The sequence below is a fragment of the Paenarthrobacter sp. NPDC057355 genome (assembly GCF_042667405.1).
Classification (GTDB): Bacteria; Actinomycetota; Actinomycetes; order Actinomycetales; family Micrococcaceae; genus Arthrobacter.
Window position 1 is genome coordinate 468,726 of record NZ_JBHVAL010000001.1, and the last position, 22,832, is coordinate 491,557.

Below are 22,832 nucleotides of genomic sequence, written 5' to 3' on the forward strand. Positions count from 1 at the left end.
TGGAAATTCGAAGAAGTTTTCGATTAGCATTGGTGGGTGCCCAAAGCCTTAGCTGAAGATGCAGCCATCGATTCCCTGAACAGCGCTTCCGTCGTTTCTGATAACAAGCCTGCCAAGCCGGACCTTTCCCGCCTGGTGGTCAAGGGAGCCCGGGAACACAATCTGCGCAACGTGGATCTCGACCTCCCGCGTGACGCCATGATCGTCTTCACCGGACTTTCCGGCTCGGGCAAATCATCCTTGGCGTTTGACACCATTTTTGCCGAGGGCCAGCGCAGGTACGTCGAATCATTGTCTGCGTATGCCCGCCAGTTCCTGGGCCAAGTGGACAAGCCCGACGTGGATTTCATCGAAGGCCTGTCGCCCGCGGTGTCCATCGACCAGAAGTCCACCAGCAAGAACCCGCGCTCCACCGTCGGCACCATCACCGAAATCTACGACTACATGCGGTTGCTGTGGGCCCGTGTAGGGCGCCCGCACTGCCCGGTTTGTGGCGAGCCCATTACGCGGCAGACGCCCCAGCAGATCGTTGACCAGTTGCTTGAACTTGAGGCCGGTACCCGCTTCCAGGTTCTTGCTCCGGTAGTGCGCGGCCGCAAGGGCGAATTTGTTGATCTCTTCAAGGAGTTGACGGCAAAGGGCTACTCGCGGGCCCGGGTAGACGGCGAGTTGGTCCAGCTGAGCGATCCGCCCAAGTTGGGCAAGCAGTTCAAGCACACCATCGAGGTCGTTGTTGACCGTTTGGTGGTCAAGGACGAGATCAGCCAACGCCTCACAGACTCTGTCGAGACCGCCCTCGGACTGGCAGAAGGCCGCGTCCTGGTGGAATTCGTGGATCTCGACGCCGAAGACCCCGCACGGATCCGGGCTTTCTCGGAGAATCTGGCCTGCCCCAACGAACACCCCCTTGCCATTGACGAGATCGAGCCGCGCTCGTTTTCCTTCAACAACCCCTTCGGCGCCTGCTCTGCCTGCAGCGGCATCGGCACAAAGCTTGAAGTGGATGACGAACTGATTGTTCCCAACCCGGAGTTGTCACTGGGCGAAGGCGCCATTGCACCATGGTCCCTGGGCACAGCTACCACTGAGTACTGGAACCGCCTCCTTGAAGGCCTCGCACAGGAACTTGGCTTCTCAATGAAGACGCCATGGGAGAAGCTTCCCAAGGACGTCCGTAACACGGTGCTGCACGGCAAGGACCACAAGGTTGTTGTCCAGTACCGAAACCGCTTTGGTCGTGAGCGCAAATACAGCACAGGTTTCGAAGGCGCCATCCAGTATGTTCACCGCAAGCACGGTGAAACGGACTCCGATTGGGCCCGTGACCGGTATGAAGAATACATGCGCCAGATTCCGTGCCCGGAGTGCAACGGTGCCCGCCTGAACCCGGCGTCGCTGTCCGTGCTGATCAACGGCAAGTCCATCGCCGAAGTCGCCGCCCTTCCGATGAGGGAGTGCGCCGAGTTCCTGGGAAGCCTGACCCTGACCAACAGGGAAGCCCAGATCGCCAACCAGGTGCTGAAGGAAATCCAGGCGCGACTGACGTTCCTTCTGGATGTCGGCTTGGAGTACCTGAACCTTGAACGACCCTCCGGGACGCTTTCCGGCGGGGAGGCGCAACGTATTCGTCTAGCCACCCAGATCGGGTCAGGGCTTGTGGGCGTTCTCTACGTCCTGGACGAACCGTCCATCGGGCTGCACCAGCGTGATAACCGGCGGCTCATAGAGACCCTGACCCGGCTTCGGGATCTGGGCAATACGCTCATTGTGGTCGAGCACGACGAAGACACCATTCATGAGGCCGACTGGGTGGTCGACATCGGACCCGGTGCCGGCGAGCACGGCGGCCAGGTGGTGCACTCCGGTACCTACAAGGAACTTCTCGAAAATACGAAGTCCCTTACCGGTGACTACCTCGCCGGCCGTCGAAAGATCGATGTTCCCGCAAAGCGCCGCAAGTACGACAAGAAGCGCGAGCTGAAGGTTGTTGGCGCCCGCGAGAACAACCTCAACAACGTTGACGCTACTTTCCCCTTGGGGCTCTTTACGGCTGTGACCGGAGTAAGCGGCTCGGGCAAATCCACCCTCGTCAACGAGATTCTCTATAAAGTCCTTGCCAACAAGCTCAACGGCGCCAAGCAGGTCGCAGGACGCCACCGTTCAGTGGCGGGGCTCGAGCACCTGGATAAGGTGGTGCACGTCGACCAGAGCCCCATTGGCCGCACGCCACGCTCCAACCCGGCGACCTACACGGGTGTCTTCGACAACATCCGCAAGCTCTTCGCGGAGACCACAGAGGCGAAGGTACGGGGTTACCAGCCAGGACGGTTCTCGTTTAACGTCAAGGGTGGCCGCTGCGAAGCGTGTTCCGGCGACGGCACGCTGAAGATCGAAATGAACTTCCTGCCGGACGTCTATGTTCCGTGCGAGGTCTGCCACGGTGCCCGCTACAACCGCGAGACGCTTGAGGTCCACTACAAGGGCAAGACCATCGCGGACGTACTCAACATGCCCATCGAAGAGGGTGCGGAGTTCTTTGCTGCCTTCACACCGATCGCCAGGCATTTGAACACCCTGGTTGATGTGGGACTCGGTTATGTCCGTCTCGGCCAGCCTGCCACCACTCTTTCCGGTGGTGAGGCCCAGCGCGTCAAGCTCGCAGCTGAACTCCAGAAGCGCTCCAACGGACGCAGCATCTACGTTCTGGACGAGCCCACCACCGGTTTGCACTTTGAGGATATCCGGAAGTTGCTGATGGTCCTCCAGGGCCTGGTGGACAAGGGCAACACAGTCATCACCATCGAGCACAACCTGGATGTCATCAAATCAGCGGACTGGATCGTTGACCTCGGTCCCAACGGTGGTTCAGGTGGCGGACGAATAGTTGCAACCGGAACGCCGGAGCAAGTCGCGAAATCCACCGAGAGCCACACCGCGACATTCCTCGCGGAAATTCTGGGTTAGAAGTATTCCGGTAGCGGCATGCGAGTTTCAGGCATGCCGCTACTCGTGAGAAACTAACCCTCGTGACTCAAACAAAGGTGCCCGTAATATTCGATCTGGACGGCACCCTTGTCGATCCTGCAGGCGGTATCACCGGCGGCATTTCAACCGCCCTCCGGGAAATGGACCTTCCCGTTCCGGAACAAGCCGTCTTGAATTCGATGGTGGGTCCCAAGCTCAGCGATTCCCTGCTCAACCTGGCGGGCGTCCCGGCTGACCTGGTGGACGAGACCATTGACCGCTACCGGCGCCACTACAAAGAAACCGGCATTGGGCAAAGCAAGCTCTACCCGGGCATCTTTGAACTCCTTGAATACTTTGCCGAAACCGGACGCCCCGTGGCGGTTGCGACGCAGAAACCGCAGTCCATTGCGCGGCTGGTTCTGGAGCATCACCGGATTGCCGGTTTCTTTGTTTCGATCCGGGGCGCAGCCGACGATGAGTCCGTGGGAGCGAACACAGCTCCAGGCAAGGTCGAAATAGTTGGCGCGGCGCTTGCCGATCTGCAATCCCAGCCGGCAGTCATGGTGGGGGACCGCCACCAGGATGTTGCCGGCGCGATGGCCAACGGTTTGGACTGCATCGGCGTCAGTTGGGGCTTTGCACCCGAAGGAGAGCTCGAGCGAGCCGGCGCCGTGGCGGTAGTAAAGACTGCCTTGGAACTCCGTACGCGAATTGAAGAACTTGATGCTGTCCGCGCGACGGCCCTTAGCGAGGTACAAAACGATGGCAGTCTTTGATGCGATCCGGTGGACAACCCGCGGACTGATTTCATCCACCTGCCGGCCAACGGTCATCGGGCTGGAAAACGTGCCCAAAAGCGGCCCCTTCATCGTGGCTCCGAACCATCTTTCCTTTTTGGACAGTGTGATTGTGCAGGCGCTCATGCCTCGGCCCGTCGCCTTTTTTGCCAAAGCCGAGTACTTCACCACCAAGGGCGTCAAAGGCGCGGTGATGAAGTCGTTTTTTGAGGCTGTAGGGTCCATTCCCGTGGAGCGCGGCGAGCAGGCCGCCAGTGTGCAGGCCCTCAAGACCCTCCTGGATATCCTCGAATCCGGAAAAGGCATCGGAATCTACCCGGAGGGCACCAGGTCCCGGGATGGAATACTCTACAGGGGCCGGACGGGTGTCGGATGGCTGGCGTTGACCACAGGAGCGCCTGTGATTCCCGTTGGCCTTATCGGCACGGAGAAACTGCAGCCGGCGGACAAGAACGCTGTGCGTCCCCAGCACTTCACCATGAAGGTGGGTGAACCCTTGTATTTCGAGAAAACGGGCCCGGACCATTCCCTGCCGGCGCGCAGGGAGGTCACGGACAAGATCATGGACGCCATTGCCTTGCTCAGCGGCCAGGAACGTTCCACGAGCTACAACCAGAGCAAGTCGGTGGACTAAGGGCCTGCTCCCTGCGCACTTGGGAGTCGGTCCGGTTCACTAGACTGGATCTGTGGCAGATCCATCAAGTTACCGGCCCCGCACGGGTGAAATTCCCACCACCCCGGGTGTCTATCGTTTCCGTGACCCCCATGGCCGGGTCATCTATGTGGGCAAGGCAAAGAATCTCCGTTCCAGGCTGAACTCCTACTTCGCCAACCCCGCCGGGCTGCTCCCGAAGACCCATGCCATGGTCCATGCAGCCAGCAGCGTTGAGTGGACTGTGGTTGGGAGCGAGCTGGAATCGCTGCAGCTCGAGTACACGTGGATCAAGGAATTCAAGCCGCGCTTCAACGTGGTCTTCCGCGACGACAAGACCTATCCGTACCTGGCCGTGACCATGGGCGAGAAGTTTCCGCGGGTGCAGGTCATGCGCGGGGAACGCCGAAAAGGCACACGATATTTCGGCCCCTATACCGCCGGAGCCATCAGGGAAACCATGGACACGCTCCTCAGGGTTTTCCCGGTCCGGAGCTGCAGTGCAGGAGTGTTCAAACGGGCCCAGGCCAGTGGCCGCCCTTGCCTGCTGGGCTACATCGACAAGTGCTCGGCACCCTGCGTGGGAAGGGTTACTCCCGACGAGCACCGCGTTCTGGCGGAAGACTTCTGTTCCTTCATGGGCGGAGAAGCCAAGCGCTTCATCAGCCGCTTGGAAAAGGACATGGCAGCGGCCGTGGCTGAGCTTGACTACGAGAAAGCTGCGGGCCTGAGGGACGACATCATCGCCTTGCGAAAGGTTTTTGAGCGCAACGCGGTGGTCCTTGCCGAGGACACCGATGCCGACGTCTTCGCCCTGCACGATGACGAATTGGAGGCCTCGGTCCAGGTCTTCCACGTCCGCGGTGGCCGGGTCCGGGGGCAGCGTGGCTGGGTGGTGGAGAAGGTCGAGGACGTCACCACCCCGGAACTCATTGAACACCTGCTGCAACAGGTCTATGGCGAGGACAGCGAGGTGCAGGGCAGGATTCCCCGTGAAGTCCTGGTGCCGGAGAACCCCAGCAACCATGCCGAACTGATGGAGTGGCTTGGGGGATTGCGTGGTGCCAAGGTGGATATCCGTGTTCCACAGCGAGGGGACAAGGCTGCGCTGATGTCCACTGTGCGTGAGAATGCCGAGCAGGCTCTCAAGCTGCACAAGACCCGGCGCGCGGGAGACATCACCGTCCGTTCGCTGGCGCTCCAGGAACTCCAGGAGGCCCTCGATATCCCGGTGCCCTTGCTGCGCATCGAATGTTTCGATATCTCCCACGTACAGGGAACGAATGTGGTTGCCTCCATGGTGGTGGTCGAGGACGGGCTCCCCAAAAAAGCCGACTACCGCAAGTTCTCCATTACCGGCGCTGCGGCAGCGGACGATACCGCCGCGATGCACGACGTCCTGACACGGAGGTTCAGGCATTACCTGACGGACAAAGCCGCCCAGGTCCCTGTCGTCTCCGGGGAGATCGTTAACCCGACGCGGTCGGTGTCCAGCGGCGTCACGGAATCGACGCCGTCGGACGGCACCTCGCCGGCACCGAAGGCCAAGTTCGCGTACCCGCCCAACCTGGTGGTGGTGGACGGCGGCCAGCCGCAGGTCAACGCCGCCGCCCGCGCCCTCGCGGACCTCGGGATCGACGACGTCTACGTCGTGGGGTTGGCCAAACGATTGGAAGAGGTGTGGCTTCCGGACAGCGACTTCCCCGTGATCCTGCCCCGGACCTCCCAAGGGCTTTACCTGCTTCAGCGCATCCGCGACGAAGCCCACCGTTTCGCCATCACCTTCCACCGCCAAAAGCGTGGCAAGGCCATGACGGTATCGGTCCTGGACGGCGTCCCTGGCCTCGGCGAGGCGAAACGCAAAGCCCTGGTGGCACATTTTGGGTCACTCAAAAAGATCAAGGCTGCCTCAGTGGAGGAGCTGACGTCCGCAAAGGGGATTGGTCCCGCCTTGGCAGCTGCCGTGGTCCAGCATCTGGGTTCCGCGGCCGACGACGGCGAAACTGCTCCCGCAGTGAACATGACCACCGGCGAAATCATCGAATCTTAGCTAGGGTAAGAACTTGGCCGCTGCTGCAATTCCGGCGCCGCCGGCCACGCGTCTTCCGCCATGCCCGGCGGGCGGCACAGGCAGCTACGACACTTCCGAGGAAACGGGGACAACTGATGGATGAGGCAACGGCTGGGTCCGGCACCGAGCAGGACGGCCTGACGCCCGTCAAGCCACCGGAGGCGGAGCTATTGGTCGTCACCGGCATGTCGGGAGCGGGAAGAAGCACGGCTTCGGACGCCCTGGAGGACCACGGCTGGTACGTGGTGGATAACCTGCCGCCGCAGATGCTGGGCGCCCTGGCTGAGATCGTCTCCCATGCCCCTAAGTCCATTCCCAAACTCGCGGTGGTGGTGGATGTACGCAGCAAGGACCTGTTCACGGACATCCAGACGGCTCTGGGTGCCCTTAGCGCCAGCGGCATCACCTTCCGCGTACTCTTCCTCGATGCGAAAGACGACGTCCTGGTCCGCCGCTTCGAGCAGGGCCGCCGGCCGCACCCGCTGCAGGGTGGTGGCCGCATCCTGGACGGTATCGGCATCGAGCGCGAGGTCCTGCGGGAACTGCGCGAGCACGCTGACGTGGTGCTGGACACCTCCGAGTTCAACGTCCACGGCCTGGCTACAGCCATCACCGAACTGTTCAGTGACACGGGACCGGTGACCCTGCGCCTGAACGTAATGAGCTTCGGTTTCAAGTACGGCTTGCCCGTGGACGCCAACTTCGTGGCCGACGCCCGTTTCATTCCCAATCCGCATTGGGTCCCGCAGCTGCGCCCGCATACGGGACTGGACGAGGACGTCAGCGACTACGTGCTGGGTGCCAACGGCGTCCAGGAGTTCGTGGACCGTTACGTCAAGGCCTTGGAGCCTGTCCTTGATGGCTACCGCCAGGAGAACAAGCACTACGCCACCCTTGCCGTTGGCTGTACCGGCGGCAAACACCGTTCGGTGGCTGTCGCCGTCGAGCTTTCCAAACGACTTGCCCAGTATCCCCGCGTGACCGTCACCACCGCCCATCGCGACCTGGGACGCGAGTAGTGGGTGTCCTGACGGGCCCGCTGCCCCTCATACCGCCAAAGGGCGTCGCCGGCAGCCAACAGAAGAAAAGCCCGTCCGTGGTTGCATTGGGCGGCGGTCACGGCCTGGCGGCTTCACTTTCGGCCCTGCGGCTGCTCACCTCGGAGCTGACCGCGATCGTCACAGTAGCGGACGACGGCGGGTCTTCCGGGCGTCTGCGCGAGGAGTACGGTGTCCTCCCGCCCGGCGACCTGCGCATGGCGCTCAGCGCGCTGTGTGACGATACCGACTGGGGCCGCACGTGGCGTGATGTCATGCAGCACCGCTTCAAACCGGGATCGGCCAAGGGCGGGTCCCTGGACAACCATGCCATGGGCAACCTGCTGATCGTTACGCTCTGGGAGCTCCTGGGGGACACCGTAGCGGGCTTGAAGTGGGCGGGCGCACTCTTGGGCGCCCGCGGCCAGGTGCTGCCGATGTCCAGCATCCCACTGACTATCGAAGGCAAAGCACGCCGGGAGCTGCCCGATGGCGGGTATGAGCTTCATACCGTGCGCGGGCAGGCCAAGTGCGCGGTTGCGGGCAAATTGGAAGAGGTCAAGCTGTTTCCCGAGGATGCTCCGGCCTGCACGGAAGCCCTGACAGCGATAGAACTTGCCGACTGGGTCATCCTTGGTCCGGGCTCGTGGTACACCTCAGTGCTGCCCCATCTTCTGCTTCCTGAGCTACGGCAGGCTCTCGGTGACACGGCGGCCAAGCGCTGCCTGACCATGAACCTGGATGTTGAAACCAAAGAGACTTCCGGCATGACAGCTGCCGATCACCTTGACGTCCTGCGGCGGTACGCTCCTGAATTCAATGTGGATGTGGTGCTGGCCGACCCCGCTGCGGTCCAGGACGTGAAGGCCTTCGAAAAGGCTGCCGGGATGATCGGTGCCGAAGTGGTGTTGGGTAGAGTAGGGGCGTCGAGGCGCCGCCCAGTCCATGACCCATTGCTGCTGGCAGCGGCTTACCACGATATTTTCGGGAACAGTTAGGAACACGCGATGGCACTTACTGCGTCGGTCAAGGACGAACTGTCCCGGCTGGACATCAAGAAATCTTCGGTCCGCAAAGCGGAAGTCTCCGCTATGCTGCGGTTCGCGGGGGGACTGCACATCATCTCCGGCCGGATCGTCATTGAGGCCGAAGTCGACCTCGCCTCCACGGCACGGCGCCTTCGTGCCGCGATAGCCGAGGTCTACGGCCACCAGAGCGAGATCATTGTGGTCTCAGGGGGCGGATTGCGCCGCGGAAGCCGCTACGTGGTCCGCGTTGTGCGCGACGGCGAAGCCCTGGCCCGCCAAACCGGCCTGTTGGATGGCCGTGGCCGACCGGTCCGCGGACTCCCGTCAGTGGTAGTCAACGGCTCCGCAGCCGACGCCGAAGCCGTGTGGCGTGGCGCTTTCCTCGCCCATGGTTCGCTCACGGAACCGGGGCGCTCGTCCTCGCTCGAAGTAACTTGCCCGGGGCCGGAATCGGCACTCGCGTTGGTGGGTGCCGCCCGCCGTCTTGGCATTCAGGCCAAGGCCCGTGAGGTCCGCGGTGTGGACCGCGTGGTGATCCGGGACGGGGACACCATCGCGGCCCTCCTGACAAGGATGGGCGCCCATGACGCCCTCATGGTCTGGGAGGAACGGCGCATGCGGAAGGAAGTCAGGGCTACAGCCAACAGGCTTGCCAATTTTGACGACGCCAACCTTCGCCGTTCCGCCCAGGCCGCCGTGGCCGCCGGTGCCAGGGTAGACCGTGCCCTTGAGATTCTGGGCGACGACGTTCCGGACCACCTCAAATACGCCGGTGAACTCCGGGTAGCCCACAAGCAGGCAAGCCTGGATGAACTCGGCCGTCTTGCGGACCCGCCCATGACCAAAGACGCGATTGCCGGACGCATCCGCCGTCTCCTGGCCATGGCGGACAAGCGCGCCCTGGACCTCGGAATTCCCGGGACTGAGGCAAATGTGACTCCCGAAATGATGGACGAGTAGTAAGCACCCATAGAATCGGGACAGCAGGGAGGAAATACTGTGAGGCACCCGCGGGTTGTTCCCGGGGGAGGCAAGAGCAGCTTCTTCCCCAAGGATTTCCGGTTGGCCCGCCGGCCGGATGAACATAACGAGAGTTACCAAACCGGACGCTAGTCCATTACATTGGAGGATTTCGTGACAGAGTACGTTCTGCCCGAGCTCGGCTACGACTACGCAGCACTCGAGCCGCACATTTCGGCGAAGATCATGGAGCTGCACCACAGCAAGCACCACGCTGCTTACGTTGCAGGCGCCAACAACGCTCTTGCCCAGCTCGCCGAAGCCCGCGACAAGGGTGACTTCGCCAACATCAACCGCCTCTCCAAGGACCTCGCGTTCCACACCGGCGGCCACATCAACCACTCCGTGTTCTGGAACAACATTTCCCCGGATGGCGGCGACAAGCCCGAGGGCGAACTCGCTGCTGCCATCGACGACGCCTTTGGTTCGTTTGATGCTTTCCGTGCACAGTTCAGCGCAGCAGCCCTCGGACTCCAAGGTTCCGGCTGGGCCTTCCTGGCCTACGAGCCCATCGGTGGAAACCTGGTCATCGAGCAGCTCTACGATCAGCAGGGCAACGTAGCAGTCGGCACCACCCCGCTGCTGATGCTGGACATGTGGGAGCACGCCTTCTACCTGGACTACGTCAACGTCAAGGCTGACTACGTCAAGGCGTTCTGGAACATCGCCAACTGGGCCGACGTCGCCAAGCGTTTTGAAGCAGCCCGCACCAACGCAACGGGCCTCATCGTCCTGTAGTTGGTGAGTTCCGGTTCACGCGGATGTAACAAAAGTCACTTTTAGCGTGAATTGGGCCGAAATGCTGAAATGCCTGCCTCCGCAGTTGCGGGGGCAGGCTTAGTTAAACGTAAGATGGATCACGGAAGGCGGTTAGCCTTCAGCAACGTGGCTGGTCGCCCTCCGATCTGATAATCACCTCTGCCCAACGACGTGCGGGGTCTGTTAGTTGGAAATTTTTGATCCGACTCACTAGGCGTGCTTGCAAGAGCACCAAGGAGATTGACACATAGTGACCACCCGTATTGGTATCAACGGCTTCGGCCGCATCGGCCGTAACTACTTCCGCGCAGCACTGGCCCAGGCCGCAGACCTTGAGATCGTTGCAGTCAACGACCTCACCAGCCCTGAGACCCTGGCCCACCTCCTGAAGTACGACTCTGTCGGTGGACGCCTCACCCAGACCGTGGAAGTTGTCGATGGAAACCTGGTAGTCGACGGCAAGTCCATCAAGGTTCTGGCAGAGCGCGATCCCGCCAACCTCCCCTGGGGCGACCTCGGCGTTGACATCGTGATCGAATCCACCGGTTTCTTCACCAAGGCCGCAGCCGCCCAGAAGCACATCGACGCAGGCGCCAAGAAGGTCCTCATCTCCGCTCCTGCCAGCGACGAAGACATCACCATCGTCATGGGCGTCAACCAGGATCTCTACGATCCCGCAGCGCACAACATCATCTCCAACGCCTCCTGCACCACCAACTGCCTCGGCCCGCTGGCCAAGGTAGTCAACGACGCCTTCGGCATCGAGCGTGGCCTCATGACCACGGTCCACGCCTACACGGCTGACCAGAACCTGCAGGACGGCCCGCACGGCGACCTCCGCCGCGCCCGCGCCGCAGCCATCAACATGGTTCCCACCTCCACCGGTGCAGCCAAGGCCATTGGCCTGGTCCTTCCGGAGCTCAAGGGCAAGCTCGACGGTTACGCCATCCGCGTCCCCGTCCCAACCGGCTCCGCCACGGACCTGACCGTTACCGTTTCCCGCGAGGTCACCGTTGAGGAAGTCAACGCAGCCGTCAAGGCCGCAGCCGAGTCCGAGCAGTGGGCCGGCATCCTCACCTACACCGACGCCCCGATCGTCTCCTCCGACATCGTCGGCGACCCCGCGTCCTCCATCTTTGACTCGGGCCTGACCAAGGTCATCGGCAACCAGGTCAAGGTTGTTTCCTGGTATGACAACGAGTGGGGTTACTCCAACCGCCTCGTAGACCTCACGGAGCTCGTTGCATCCAAGCTGGGCTAGGGTAGACACATGACATCTCACACCCTCAACGAACTCATCGCTGAAGGTGTCCGCGGGCGGTACATTCTGGTCAGAAGTGACCTGAATGTGCCGCTCGACGGCTCTACAGTGACCGACGACGGCCGCATCAAGGCCTCCCTCCCGGTCATCAAGAAGCTCTCGGACGCCGGTGCCCGTGTGCTCGTAACAGCCCACCTCGGACGACCCAAGGGCGCACCCGAGGACAAGTACTCCCTGAAGCCCGCAGCAGCCCGCCTGGCCGAGCTGGCGGACTTCAAGGTCACCCTGGCCGGCGACACTGTCGGTGACTCTGCCAAGGCCCACGCGGCGGCTCTCCAGGACGGTGAAGTCCTCATTCTGGAGAACGTCCGCTTCGACGCCCGCGAGACCAGCAAGGACGACGCCGAGCGCGGCGCCTTCGCTGACGAGCTGGTTGCCCTCACGGGAGGCAACGGAGCGTACGTGGACGATGCCTTCGGTGCGGTCCACCGCAAGCACGCCAGCGTCTACGACGTCGCCAAGCGGCTGCCCTCCTACCTCGGTGACCTGGTACACACGGAGGTGGAGGTCCTGCGGAAACTCACCACGGACACCCAGCGTCCCTACGTGGTCGTTCTCGGCGGTTCCAAGGTTTCGGACAAATTGGCTGTCATCGACAACCTCCTGGGCAAGGCGGACACCATTCTTGTCGGTGGCGGCATGCTGTTCACGTTCCTTGCAGCTGCAGGGCACAAGGTGGCCGGCAGCCTCCTCGAAGAAGACCAGATCCCCGTGGTCCAGGATTACCTCAAGCGTGCCGCAGACGCAGGCACATCCTTCGTCATTCCAACTGACGTCGTTGTTGCCAGCCGCTTCGCCGCGGACGCAGAACATGAGGTAGTGAAGGCAGATGCCATCGAGGACAGCGCCTTCGGCGCATCGGGCATCGGTCTGGACATCGGACCCGAATCAGCGTCGGCCTTCGCCGCACAGATTGAAGGCGCCAAGACTGTCTTCTGGAACGGGCCCATGGGCGTCTTCGAGTTCGAAGCGTTCGCCAGTGGCACGCGTGCCATCGCGCAGGCCCTTACGGACACTGTGGCCTTCACTGTGGTGGGCGGTGGCGATTCCGCTGCCGCCGTACGGACCCTCGGGTTCGACGACTCGCAGTTCGGTCATATCTCCACCGGCGGCGGTGCCAGCCTGGAGTACCTCGAAGGCAAGGAACTTCCCGGCCTGAGCGTTCTTGACCGCTAAAGCAGCAACCCGGCCGGCAGGACGCCACTGCGTCCTGCCGGCCGTTCCACATCCCAACGCATTCCCTTGGAGTACATGTGACTACCTCCGCCAACGGCAACTTTGTCCGCAGGCCGTTCATCGCCGGTAACTGGAAGATGAACATGGACCACGTGCAAGGCATCACCTTGCTGCAGAAGCTCGCCTGGACCTTGTCCGACGCGAACCACGACTACAACCGTGTAGAGGTTGCCGTGTTCCCGCCGTTCACCGACCTCCGCGGTGTGCAGACGCTGGTCCAGGGTGACGAACTCGACATCGTCTATGGCGGACAGGATCTGTCCCAGTTCGATTCCGGAGCCTACACCGGGGACATCTCCGGCCAGTTCCTCAACAAGCTCGGCTGCTCCTACGTCCTGGTAGGGCACAGCGAGCGTCGCACCATCCACAACGAATCAGACGAGGTCCTGAACGCCAAGGTGAAGGCCGCTTTCCGTCATGGACTCACCCCAGTCCTCTGCGTTGGAGAAGGCCTCGAAATCCGCCAGGCGGGCACCCACGTGGAGCACACGCTTGCCCAGCTGCGCGCTGGTGTTGAAGGACTCACTGACGAACAGGCCGCTGAGCTCGTGGTGGCCTACGAGCCGGTGTGGGCCATTGGTACCGGTGAAGTGGCCGGCCCGGAGGACGCACAGGAAATGTGTGCCGCAATCCGCGCCGAACTCGCGGTTCTCTTCAACGACGCCGTTGCTGCCAAGACGCGCCTGCTCTACGGCGGGTCGGTCAAGGCCGCAAATGCTGCCGCCATCATGGCTGAAACCGACGTCGATGGCCTCCTTGTGGGTGGCGCCAGCCTGGACCCCGCTGAATTTGCTAACATTGTCAGGTTCGAGAGCCACCTCGTCACGGACTAGTCCGGCTCCCGTTTTCCGCTTCTTCGAAAGGCCGTCGTGGACGTTCTTCAAGTCATCCTGCAGATTCTGCTGGCCATCACCAGCCTTCTGCTGACGCTGCTCATTCTCCTGCACAAGGGACGTGGCGGCGGTTTGTCCGACATGTTCGGTGGCGGAATGAGCTCGGGATTGAGTTCCTCCGGCGTGGCCGAGCGCAACTTGAACCGCTTCACCATCATTCTTGGTGTTACGTGGGGCGTTGTCATTATCGGGTTGGGGCTCATTATGCGCTTCAGCTCCGGTGGCGACTCCTAGTCGCCACTGGGTGGGGAGGTTCCCTAACGGGAGCCTCCCCATTTTTATCTCCGCATCGGCACCCAACTACCAGTGCCGCCGTCGGGCCCCCAGCATTAGACTGACCCTGTTGGCTGCAAAGCCTCCAGGGCCGTGACGGCCGACCACCGAGTCGTTAGGGGATCGAAAATGGTTCATGGCACGCCAGGTTACCGGGGCACCCGCGTAGGGGTAGCCCAAGGATCCGAGGCCAGAAATCACAGTGACCACGGCCAGGGCGATCAGCTGCCGCGTATTCGCGTTCCCTATTGGTGTTCAAAGGGGCACGAAACGCGGCTTGTTTTTCTTAAACTTCCCGACGAACAGATTCCGCAGATCTGGGATTGCCCCAAGTGCGGGATGCCTGCATCGCGGGATCCCGGCCGCCCTGCCGCTCCTCGGGCTGACGAGGAGCTCTTCAAATCCCATCTGGATTACGTTAAAGAAAGACGCTCCAGCCAGGATGCCGAAGCTGTCCTGGCCGGAGCGCTGGAGCGGTTACGCGCCCGCGGGATCCTTTCGGACCAATTGTTGGGGGACACGTGAGGCCGCATTCTCGTCGATGAGCCACAGAGTCCTGGAACGACCAACGGGGCCAGCCGCCGGAACCTGAACCGGATTGGCTCCGGCCAGGGCCAGGCCGACGGCACCGGCCTTGTCTTCGCCTGCCACGACCATCCAGATTTCCTGGGCGGTGTTGATGGCCGGCAGCGTCAAGGAAATGCGCGACGGCGGCGGCTTCGGTGAGTTTTCGACTCCAACCACTGTCCGGCTCTTCTCACGGATTCCGGCCTGCTCCGGGAAGAGGGAGGCGATGTGCGCATCTGGTCCCACGCCGAGCAGCAGCACGTCGAACCGCGGCAGTTTTCCGGGGGATTCAGGCCTGTCGTCCGACATGTCCGCGGCATGTTCGGCCTCCGCGGCCGCCCAGAGCTCTTCCTCGTAGGCCGCAGCGGCCTCAGCCGCCGTGGCGAACTGATCCGCTGAGCCGGGCTCGTGGACCCGGGCGGGGTCTACCTGCAGGTGGGACAGCAGCGCCTGGTGGGCTTGGCGGGTGTTCCTGTCCTCGCTGTCAGCAGCCACGAATCGTTCATCACCCCACCAGAAGTTGACCCTCGACCAGTCCACCGCTGGAGCTGCGGCAGAGTCGGCAACGGCTTTCAGTGTGCCGATGCCCACCGTTCCGCCTGTAAGGACCACAGTGGCCTCGCCGTGCTTGTCCTGGACATCCACCAGTTTGGTGATGAGTCGGGCCGCAATGGCGGCCATCAACACCTTTGAGTCGGGGTGGATGCTTACTCTTGGGTCAGCGTGCACTGGCTTGGACTCTCCTCTGGCTGGTAAGTGGCAGTCCCATAGTAATCACTTCTCCGAAGACTTCGTCGGGGTCGAGGCGACGGAGTTCCTCCGCGAGGCAGTCTTTGAGGCTTCGGCGGGGGAGCGTGATGCGTTGTGCCGGTTGGCCGGGCTGGGTGAGTTCCGCCACGGACAGGCCTGGCCGGAAGAGTTGGACATCGCCGCTGGCCCGGGTAAGCCGCACCCTGCGGATACCTGTGCCTGCGGGGTCGGCGACGATCGTGACCGGTGCCTGCAACGCCATGCTCAACCATGCGGCCAGCAGCAGCGTGCTGGGGGAGTCGGAAGCGCCTTCGACTGCGATGGCGGATACGGGGTCGCCGTCCATCTGGTCGAAGACGGCTGCGAGCTGCATGCGCCAGTTGGTCAGGCGCGTCCACGCCAGGTCCGTGTCGCCGGCCTTGTAGGTGGCCCGGATGTTCTCCAGCGCCAGGCGGGGATCGGGCTCGTTGGCAGAGTCCGTGATCCGTCGGTGGGCGATACGCCCGATCGAGGTCTCACAAGCGCTCTCCGGGGCCCCGTGCGGCCACCAGGCCACGATCGGCGCGTCCGGAAGTAACAGTGCCGCCACCAGTGATTCGCTTTCGTGGGCCATATGTCCGTGGCCCCGAAGCACGATGACCTCGGAAGCACCGGCGTCGCCACCAACCCGGATCTGGGCGTCAAGGCGGTCAGGACCCTCAACGCCGGCGTCCGCGAGCACAATGATCCGGCAGGGATGCTCCCGGCTGGCCTCGTTGGCCGCTTCAATGGCTTCTTCTTCCTGCCCGGACTTGGTCACCACCACAAGGGTCAGGACCCGGCCCAAAGCGATCACGCCGCCCTGCTCACGCAGCGACATGATCTTCTTGGAGATCTTGGATGTTGTGGTGTTGGGAAGATCTACGATCATGGCCTTCTCCAGGTTCGTCCGTCACGGGCCAGCAGGGCATCGGCCGAAGCCGGTCCCCAGCTGCCGGGTGCATACGGTTGCGGTTGCTCATCAAGTCCGGCCCAGTAGTCCTCGAACGGGTCCAGGATCTTCCAGGACAGTTCCACTTCCTGATGCCGGGGGAACAGCGGCGGCTCGCCCAGGAGCACGTCAAGAATGAGCCGCTCGTACGCTTCGGGGCTGGACTCCGTGAAGGAGTGCCCGTAACCGAAGTCCATGGTCACATCACGGACTTCCATCTGCGTACCAGGGACCTTGGAGCCGAAGCGGATCGTGGCACCCTCATCCGGCTGAACCCGGATCACCACGGCGTTCTGGCCGAAATCGTCTTCACCATGGTCCCGGAAGAGCAAGTTGGGTGCTCGCTTGAACACCACGGCAATCTCGGTCACGCGCCGACCCAGACGCTTGCCGGCACGCAGGTAGAACGGAACCCCATTCCAGCGGCGGGTGTTGATGTCCACCCGGATCGCAGCGTAAGTTTCGGTCTTGGAATCGGCGGGGATGCCGTCCTCGTCCAAATAGCCCAGGACTTCCTCGCCACCCTGCCAACCGCCGGTAAACTGCCCACGCGCCGAATGGGTGGACAGATCATCGGGCAACTTGACCGCGGCCAATACCTTTTCCTTCTCCGCACGCAGATCATCTGCGTTGAAGGAGATCGGTTCTTCCATCGCCGTCAACGCAAGCAACTGCAGCAAGTGGTTCTGGATGACGTCGCGGGCAGCACCCACGCCGTCGTAATAGCCTGCACGCCCGCCGGTGCCGATGTCCTCGGCCATGGTGATCTGCACGTGGTCCACATAATTGGCGTTCCACAGAGGCTCGAACAACTGGTTTGCGAAACGCAGCGCCAGGATGTTCTGCACCGTCTCCTTGCCCAGGTAGTGGTCAATTCTGAACACCGCGTCAGGCGGGAACACGGACTCCACGATGTCATTGAGCTGGCGGGCGGATTCGAGGTCGTGCCCGAAAGGCTTCTCGATCACCACACGCCGCCACTGGCCAGGCTGGGCCTGCGCCAAACCGTGCTTGGACAGCTGCCGGCACACTTGTTCGAACGCCTTGGGCGGAATGGACAGGTAGAAACCATGGTTGCCGCGGGTACCCCGGGTCTGATCGAGCTCATCCAGCACATCCCCGAGACGCTCGAAAGCGTCGTCGTCGTCGAACTCGCCCTGGACAAAGCGGATGCCGGAAGCGAGCTGCTCCCAAACCGCCTCATCAAACTTCGTTCGCGCGTGCGCCTTGACGTTCTCCTTGACCTCCGCCGCGAAATCCGCGTCGTCCCACTCGCGGCGCCCGAAACCCACCAAGGCAAAACTCGGCGGCAACAAACCACGATTAGCCAGGTCATAGACCGCAGGCATAAGTTTCTTACGGGCAAGATCGCCGGTAACTCCGAAGAACACCAACGATGACGGCCCGGCAATGCGGTTCAGGCGCCGGTCCCGCGGATCCCTCAAAGGATTCCGAAGGGTCCCGGTTTTCCTGCCGTTTTCAGTTTCTGGCATGTTTGTCTAAGTGCCTTAGCTTTCAAGTGTGCTGGCCTGGCCGGCCAACGCAGCGACGACTTCCTGAAGCTGAGCTACGCCTGCGGCGCGCTCGGTGAGGTGAAGGCGCAGTACCGGGCGGCCGTGGCCTTCGAGGACCTGTGCGTCACCGGATGCCTGGGCAGCGATGAGCTGCCCGAAGGTGAACGGACGCTCGGGAATCTCAAGGTCGGTGGACGACGCCGCAGTGATCTGCAGGAACACGCCAATGGCCGGACCACCCTTGTGGAACTGCCCGGTGGAGTGCAGGAACCGAGGACCCCAGCCGAAGGTGACCGGACGCCCGCTCACTGCTGCGAGTTCCTCGCGGATTCCTTCAAGAGGCGCATGGGAGATGCGGTCAAGGTATGCCTGGACACTGAGGTAGCCGTCGCTGCCAAGCTGGCCCAGGAGTGCCTCCACAGCTTCTGTCACCGAGGCAGCGGAACCGAGCCAGTCACCGCCACGAACTTCAACGACGCCGTCGGTGAACGCTGCAGGGGTGGGTTCCGGACGGGCATCCAGCAGGCCACGCGCCGCAACCTTGGCAGCTTCCACGTCGGGCTGGTCAAAGGGGTTGATGCCCAGGAGACGGCCCGCAACTGCTGTGGCAAACTCCCAGAGGAACATCTGCGATGGCAGGCCGCCGGCAACGGCGACCTCATTTTCACGCAGTTCGACATCGGAATCCGCGCCAACAAGCCGGACGACGAGGACATCCTCAGCCCCGCCAAGGGCTTCGGGCGAATCCGGACCCGCGACAACCGGAAGGACGCCGGTGCCGAGCTTGCCCGTCGACTCCGCGATGAGCTGCTCAGCCCAGTCCGCGAAACCAACGATTCCGGAACCGTCCTCGGCGATGACGATTTTGTTCCGGAGGGGGCTCGTACCGCCAAGGGCGATGCCCAAGGCCAGGCCGATGTTGTCCGTTGAGTCGTCGTTCAGGATTTCTGCTGCTTCTTCTGCCTCATCGAGGAAGGCCTGAATGTCCACTCCGGCCAGCCCGCTGGGGACCAGACCGAAGGCCGTCAGGGCCGAGAAGCGGCCGCCAACGTTTGGATCCGCGTTGAAAACGGCACGGTAACCGGCTTCACGGGAGGCCTTGTCCAGCGGCGAACCGGGGTCGGTGACGATGATGATGCGGCTCTTGGCATCGATGCCTGCGTCATTGAACGCCTTCTCGAAAACGCGTCGCTGCGAGTCAGTCTCCACAGTGGAACCGGACTTGGAGGAAACGACGATGGCCGTTTCAGCCAAGCGATCCGCCAAAGCGGCGCTGACTTGCTCGGGGTCCGTGCTGTCCAGCACAGTCAGCTCGACGCCAGCAGTCCCGGCAATGACCTCGGGGGCCAAGGAGGACCCACCCATGCCGCAGAGGACAATACGTGAGACGCCTTCGGAGCGGAGGGCATCACGGAGTTCCAGGATGTCCCCAACCAGCGGTTGGGAAACCGTTGCGGCCTCTACCCAGCCGAGGCGGATTGCCGACTCGGACTCCGCATCGGGACCCCACAATGTGTGGTCTTTTGCGAAGATGCGGGTGGCGATCCTGTCTTCGACCAGGCCGTCAATGTGCTTGGCGATGGCCTGCTGCGCGGCACCGCTGGCGTCGTAACTGAGTGTGCTCATGGTGGGTTAGGAAGCCTTCCGTGCGGTGGCCAGTGCGCCTTCGACGTCGGCGAGGAGTTCCTTCCAGGAAGCAACGAACTTCTCGAGGCCTTCGGTCTCAAGGAGCTTGACGACGTCGTTGTAGGAGACGCCGAGTGCCTCGAGCGCGTTGAGGGTCTCGTTTGCTTCGTCGTACGTGCCGGTGATGGTGTCACCGGTCACCACGCCGTGGTCGAAGGTAGCGTCGAGCGTCTTCTCAGGCATGGTGTTGACGACACCGGCAGCAACGAGCTCCGTGACGTAGAGGGTGTCCGGGTAAGCCGGGTCCTTTACGCCGGTGGAGGCCCACAGCGGACGCTGGGGGAGTGCGCCTGCTTCAGCAAGCACTGCCCAGCGCTCGGTGGAGAAGAGCTCTTCGTAGACCTGGTAGGCCAGGCGGGCGTTGGCGACGCCGGCCTTACCCTTGAGGGCCTTGGCTTCCTCGGTTCCAATGGCGTCCAGGCGCTTGTCGATCTCGGTGTCCACGCGGGATACAAAGAACGAAGCCACGGAGTGGATCTTGGAGAGATCGTGGCCGTTCTCCTTGGCCTTCTCCAGCCCGGACTGGAAGGCGTTGATGACCGCGCGGTAGCGCTCCAGGGAGAAGATCAGCGTGACGTTGACGCTGATGCCTTCGGCCAGGGTGGCCGTAATGGCTTCGAGGCCCTCGAGGGTAGCGGGGATCTTGATGTGGACGTTGTCCTTGTTGACCTTCGCGTAAAGGTTCTTGGCCTCGGCAATGGTGCCCTCGGTGTCCCAGGCAAGGCGGGGGTCCACCTCGATGGAAACGCGGCCGTCAACACCATTGGTGGCTGCAGCGACCGGCGCGAAGAGATCGCAGGCGTCGGCAACATCCGTGGTGGTGATTTCGAAGATCGTCTCTTCGACGCTCGCACCGGCTTCGGCCTTGGCTGCGATGGTTGCGTCGTAGTCCGTGCCGGCCGTGATGGCGGCGTGGAAGATCGACGGGTTGGTGGTGACGCCAACGACGTTCTTCTCGTCGATGAGCTTCTGCAGGGTGCCCGTTTCCAGGCGGGTGCGGGAGAGGTCGTCGAGCCAGATTGAAACGCCGGCGTCGGAGAGTAGCTGCGTGGGAGTTGTAGACATGTGGTTTCTCCTGTTGTGAGGTATCAGGCGGTTACGCGGAGGCGTCTGCGAGGGAGTCCTTGGCGGCGGCCGCAACGGCTTCGGCGGTGATGCCGAACTCGTTGAAGAGCCGCTTGTAGTCAGCCGAGGCGCCAAAGTGCTCCAGGGAGATGGAACGTCCGGCGTCGCCGACGAATTCGCGCCATCCCAGTGCCAGGCCGGCCTCAACGGAAACGCGGGCCTTCACTGCCGCGGGCAGGACGGATTCGCGGTAGGCCTCGTCCTGCTTCTTGAACCATTCAACGCACGGCATGGAGACAACGCGGGCAGCGATGCCTTCGGCTTGCAGCGCTTCCCGGGCTGCCACTGCGAGCTGGACTTCCGAGCCGGTGCCGATCAGGATGACCTGCGCATCAACGGTTTCGCCATCCTTGGAGGCTTCAGCAAGGACGTAACCGCCCTTGGCCACACCTGCGGTGGATGCGAAGGTGTCGCCGGTGGCGTCGCCTTCACCGCGGGCGTACGTGGGGATGTTCTGACGGGTCAGGACGATACCGGCGGGGTTCTCGTGGTTCTCCAGCATGGCCTTCCATGCGGCGGAGACCTCGTTGGCATCGCCCGGGCGGACGACGTCCAGGCCAGGAATGGCGCGCAGCGAAGCGAGCTGTTCCACGGGCTGGTGGGTAGGACCGTCTTCGCCAAGGCCGATGGAGTCGTGCGTCCAGACGTACAGGGACGGAACGCCCATCAGCGCGCCGAGGCGGATGGCCGGGCGCTGGTAGTCGCTGAAGATCAGGAACGTGCCGGAGAACGCACGGGTACGGCCGTGAAGGGAAATTCCGTTGACGATCGACGCCGCTGCGTGCTCACGGATACCGAAGTGCAGGACACGACCGTAAGGGTTGCCCTTCCACGCGTCCGTGGAACGCGAGGCCGGGATGAACGACGGCGAGTCCTCGATGGTGGTGTTGTTCGACTCGGCGAGGTCGGCGGAGCCGCCCCAGAGTTCGGGAAGGACTGGGCCGATGGCATTCAGGACCTTGCCTGAGGCTGCACGTGTGGAGACGTCCTTGCCTGCTTCGAAGACCGGAAGCGCGGCGTCAAGCTCAGCCGGCAGCTTCTTCGCTTCGACACGCTCCAGCAGGGCTGCGGCCTCCGGGTTGGCGGACTGCCAGGCCTCGAAGGATTCCTGCCACGCGGCGCGTGACTCGGCTCCTCGGTCAAGGACCTTGCGGGCGTGGGCAAGCACTTCTTCGTCAACGTCGAACGACTTGGCCGGGTCGAAGCCGAGTACCGACTTGAGGGCCGCAACTTCCTCGGCGCCGAGTGCGGAACCGTGGATCTTGCCGGTGTTCTGCTTCTTCGGGGCCGGGTAGCCGATGATGGTGCGCAGCGAGATGATGGACGGCTTGTTCGTCTCAGCCTTGGCCGCGAGCAGGGCCGAGTACAATTCCTGGACGTCTTCGACGTAGTCGCCGGTCTTGGTCCAGTCAACGCGCTGGGTGTGCCAGCCGTAAGCCTCGTACCGCTTAAGGACGTCCTCGGTGAACGCGATGTCGGTGTCATCTTCGATGGAGATGTGGTTCTCGTCGTAGATCACCACGAGGTTGCCCAGTTCCTGGTGTCCGGCAAGCGAGGATGCCTCTGACGTGACACCTTCCTGGAGGTCGCCGTCGGAGGCGATAACCCAGATGGTGTGGTCGAACGGCGACTCGCCGGCGGGAGCATCGGCGTCGAACAGGCCACGCTGGCGGCGCTGCGAGTACGCAAAGCCGACGGCGGATGCCAGGCCCTGGCCCAGAGGGCCGGTGGTGATTTCCACACCAGCGGTGTGCTTGTACTCAGGGTGGCCCGGAGTCAGCGAGCCCCAGGTACGCAGAGCTTCAAGGTCCTTCAGTTCCAGGCCATAGCCGGAGAGGAACAGCTGGATGTACAGGGTCAACGACGTGTGACCGGGGGACAGGATGAACCGGTCGCGGCCCAGCCAGTCCGGGTTCTTGGGATCGTGGCGCATCAGCTTCTGGAACAGCAAGTATGCTGCCGGAGCCAAGCTCATTGCCGTACCGGGGTGGCCGTTGCCGACCTTCTCCACGGCGTCGGCAGCCAACACGCGAACGGTGTCAACAGCCTTCTTGTCCAGATCGGTCCATGACAGTTCTTGCTCTTCCAAATGTGGCACGAAAACCGAGCCCCTCTCTGTGCTGACGGCAGGCGTATGGACACGGCACGCAGGAAGCACAGGATGGC

General features: G+C 62.7%; 19 protein-coding genes. 13 read left to right on the forward strand and 6 right to left on the reverse strand.

Going from position 1 to position 22,832, the window contains the following annotated elements:
* The first annotated feature begins 36 nt into the window (after window positions 1-36).
* The 13 genes from uvrA to ACFUOZ_RS02210 all read left to right on the forward strand — a co-directional run bounded on the left by uvrA (window position 37) and on the right by ACFUOZ_RS02210 (window position 14,579).
* Window positions 37-2,964, forward strand: coding sequence for an excinuclease ABC subunit UvrA (gene uvrA, locus ACFUOZ_RS02150; RefSeq protein ID WP_377544254.1), 2,928 nt, complete (start codon window positions 37-39; stop codon window positions 2,962-2,964).
* A gap of 62 nt (window positions 2,965-3,026) precedes the next feature.
* A complete protein-coding gene (locus ACFUOZ_RS02155) occupies window positions 3,027-3,743 on the forward strand; it encodes an HAD hydrolase-like protein (RefSeq protein WP_377544256.1) in 717 nt (238 codons plus the stop codon).
* Window positions 3,730-4,398: a lysophospholipid acyltransferase family protein gene (locus ACFUOZ_RS02160; RefSeq protein ID WP_377544259.1), complete on the forward strand. Its 669-nt coding sequence runs from the start codon at window positions 3,730-3,732 to the stop codon at window positions 4,396-4,398. The genes ACFUOZ_RS02155 and ACFUOZ_RS02160 overlap by 14 nt, the downstream gene beginning before the upstream one ends.
* Window positions 4,399-4,450: 52 nt before the next feature.
* Complete coding sequence (gene uvrC, locus ACFUOZ_RS02165; RefSeq protein WP_377544262.1) at window positions 4,451-6,466, forward strand: excinuclease ABC subunit UvrC; 2,016 nt, start codon at window positions 4,451-4,453, stop codon at window positions 6,464-6,466.
* A gap of 116 nt (window positions 6,467-6,582) precedes the next feature.
* Window positions 6,583-7,506 carry an RNase adapter RapZ gene (gene rapZ / locus ACFUOZ_RS02170; protein ID WP_377544264.1) on the forward strand — a complete coding sequence of 308 codons (924 nt, stop codon included), beginning with the start codon at window positions 6,583-6,585 and terminating at the stop codon, window positions 7,504-7,506.
* Entirely contained in the window at window positions 7,506-8,522 is a 1,017-nt protein-coding gene (gene yvcK / locus ACFUOZ_RS02175) for a uridine diphosphate-N-acetylglucosamine-binding protein YvcK (protein ID WP_377544267.1), read from the forward strand. Before rapZ ends, yvcK begins: the two co-directional genes overlap by 1 nt.
* A 9-nt stretch (window positions 8,523-8,531) precedes the next feature.
* Window positions 8,532-9,512, forward strand: coding sequence for a DNA-binding protein WhiA (gene whiA, locus ACFUOZ_RS02180; protein ID WP_018777554.1), 981 nt, complete (start codon window positions 8,532-8,534; stop codon window positions 9,510-9,512).
* 174 nt (window positions 9,513-9,686) lie between these two features.
* A complete protein-coding gene (locus ACFUOZ_RS02185; RefSeq protein WP_377544270.1) occupies window positions 9,687-10,310 on the forward strand; it encodes a superoxide dismutase in 624 nt (207 codons plus the stop codon).
* Between the two features lie 271 nt (window positions 10,311-10,581).
* Window positions 10,582-11,592: a type I glyceraldehyde-3-phosphate dehydrogenase gene (gene gap / locus ACFUOZ_RS02190; protein WP_377544273.1), complete on the forward strand. Its 1,011-nt coding sequence runs from the start codon at window positions 10,582-10,584 to the stop codon at window positions 11,590-11,592.
* A gap of 9 nt (window positions 11,593-11,601) precedes the next feature.
* Window positions 11,602-12,828: a phosphoglycerate kinase gene (locus tag ACFUOZ_RS02195; RefSeq protein WP_377544276.1), complete on the forward strand. Its 1,227-nt coding sequence runs from the start codon at window positions 11,602-11,604 to the stop codon at window positions 12,826-12,828.
* Window positions 12,829-12,905: 77 nt separating this feature from the next.
* Entirely contained in the window at window positions 12,906-13,721 is an 816-nt protein-coding gene (tpiA, locus tag ACFUOZ_RS02200; RefSeq protein WP_377544279.1) for a triose-phosphate isomerase, read from the forward strand.
* A 36-nt stretch (window positions 13,722-13,757) separates the two neighbouring features.
* A complete protein-coding gene (secG, locus tag ACFUOZ_RS02205) occupies window positions 13,758-14,015 on the forward strand; it encodes a preprotein translocase subunit SecG (protein ID WP_377544282.1) in 258 nt (85 codons plus the stop codon).
* Between the two features lie 168 nt (window positions 14,016-14,183).
* Window positions 14,184-14,579, forward strand: a complete 396-nt coding sequence (locus ACFUOZ_RS02210) for an RNA polymerase-binding protein RbpA (protein WP_377544960.1) — start codon at window positions 14,184-14,186, stop codon at window positions 14,577-14,579.
* Here the strand turns inward: ACFUOZ_RS02210 and pgl are convergent.
* Genes pgl through tkt form a run of 6 tightly spaced genes read right to left on the reverse strand, consistent with a single transcriptional unit; the run spans window position 14,532 to window position 22,764 of the window.
* Window positions 14,532-15,350 carry a 6-phosphogluconolactonase gene (gene pgl / locus ACFUOZ_RS02215; RefSeq protein ID WP_377544285.1) on the reverse strand — a complete coding sequence of 273 codons (819 nt, stop codon included), beginning with the start codon at window positions 15,348-15,350 and terminating at the stop codon, window positions 14,532-14,534. The two genes, ACFUOZ_RS02210 and pgl, sit on opposite strands and share 48 nt — an antisense overlap.
* A complete protein-coding gene (locus ACFUOZ_RS02220) occupies window positions 15,340-16,281 on the reverse strand; it encodes a glucose-6-phosphate dehydrogenase assembly protein OpcA (RefSeq protein WP_377544288.1) in 942 nt (313 codons plus the stop codon). Before ACFUOZ_RS02220 ends, pgl begins: the two co-directional genes overlap by 11 nt.
* Entirely contained in the window at window positions 16,278-17,834 is a 1,557-nt protein-coding gene (zwf, locus tag ACFUOZ_RS02225; RefSeq protein ID WP_377544291.1) for a glucose-6-phosphate dehydrogenase, read from the reverse strand. The genes ACFUOZ_RS02220 and zwf overlap by 4 nt, the downstream gene beginning before the upstream one ends.
* Window positions 17,835-17,849: 15 nt before the next feature.
* On the reverse strand, window positions 17,850-19,481 hold the full coding sequence (locus ACFUOZ_RS02230; protein WP_377544294.1) for a glucose-6-phosphate isomerase: 1,632 nt from the start codon (window positions 19,479-19,481) through the stop codon (window positions 17,850-17,852).
* 6 nt (window positions 19,482-19,487) lie between these two features.
* The gene (tal, locus tag ACFUOZ_RS02235) at window positions 19,488-20,606 is read right to left on the reverse strand and encodes a transaldolase (protein ID WP_377544297.1); all 1,119 of its coding nucleotides are present in this window, start codon (window positions 20,604-20,606) and stop codon (window positions 19,488-19,490) included.
* A gap of 31 nt (window positions 20,607-20,637) precedes the next feature.
* Entirely contained in the window at window positions 20,638-22,764 is a 2,127-nt protein-coding gene (gene tkt, locus ACFUOZ_RS02240) for a transketolase (RefSeq protein WP_377544299.1), read from the reverse strand.
* Between the last annotated feature and the right edge of the window lie 68 nt (window positions 22,765-22,832).

What these genes read in the sequence shown, in the direction of transcription:
- ACFUOZ_RS02230 (WP_377544294.1), bottom strand. Translation starts at nt 19,481, where the DNA reads ATGAGCACACTCAGTTACGACGCCAGCGGTGCCGCGCAGCAGGCCATC.
- rapZ (WP_377544264.1), top strand. Translation starts at nt 6,583, where the DNA reads ATGGATGAGGCAACGGCTGGGTCCGGCACCGAGCAGGACGGCCTGACG.
- whiA (WP_018777554.1), top strand. Translation starts at nt 8,532, where the DNA reads ATGGCACTTACTGCGTCGGTCAAGGACGAACTGTCCCGGCTGGACATC.
- zwf (WP_377544291.1), bottom strand. Translation starts at nt 17,834, where the DNA reads ATGCCAGAAACTGAAAACGGCAGGAAAACCGGGACCCTTCGGAATCCT.
- ACFUOZ_RS02220 (WP_377544288.1), bottom strand. Translation starts at nt 16,281, where the DNA reads ATGATCGTAGATCTTCCCAACACCACAACATCCAAGATCTCCAAGAAG.
- ACFUOZ_RS02195 (WP_377544276.1), top strand. Translation starts at nt 11,602, where the DNA reads ATGACATCTCACACCCTCAACGAACTCATCGCTGAAGGTGTCCGCGGG.
- ACFUOZ_RS02210 (WP_377544960.1), top strand. Translation starts at nt 14,184, where the DNA reads ATGGTTCATGGCACGCCAGGTTACCGGGGCACCCGCGTAGGGGTAGCC.
- ACFUOZ_RS02160 (WP_377544259.1), top strand. Translation starts at nt 3,730, where the DNA reads ATGGCAGTCTTTGATGCGATCCGGTGGACAACCCGCGGACTGATTTCA.
- tal (WP_377544297.1), bottom strand. Translation starts at nt 20,606, where the DNA reads ATGTCTACAACTCCCACGCAGCTACTCTCCGACGCCGGCGTTTCAATC.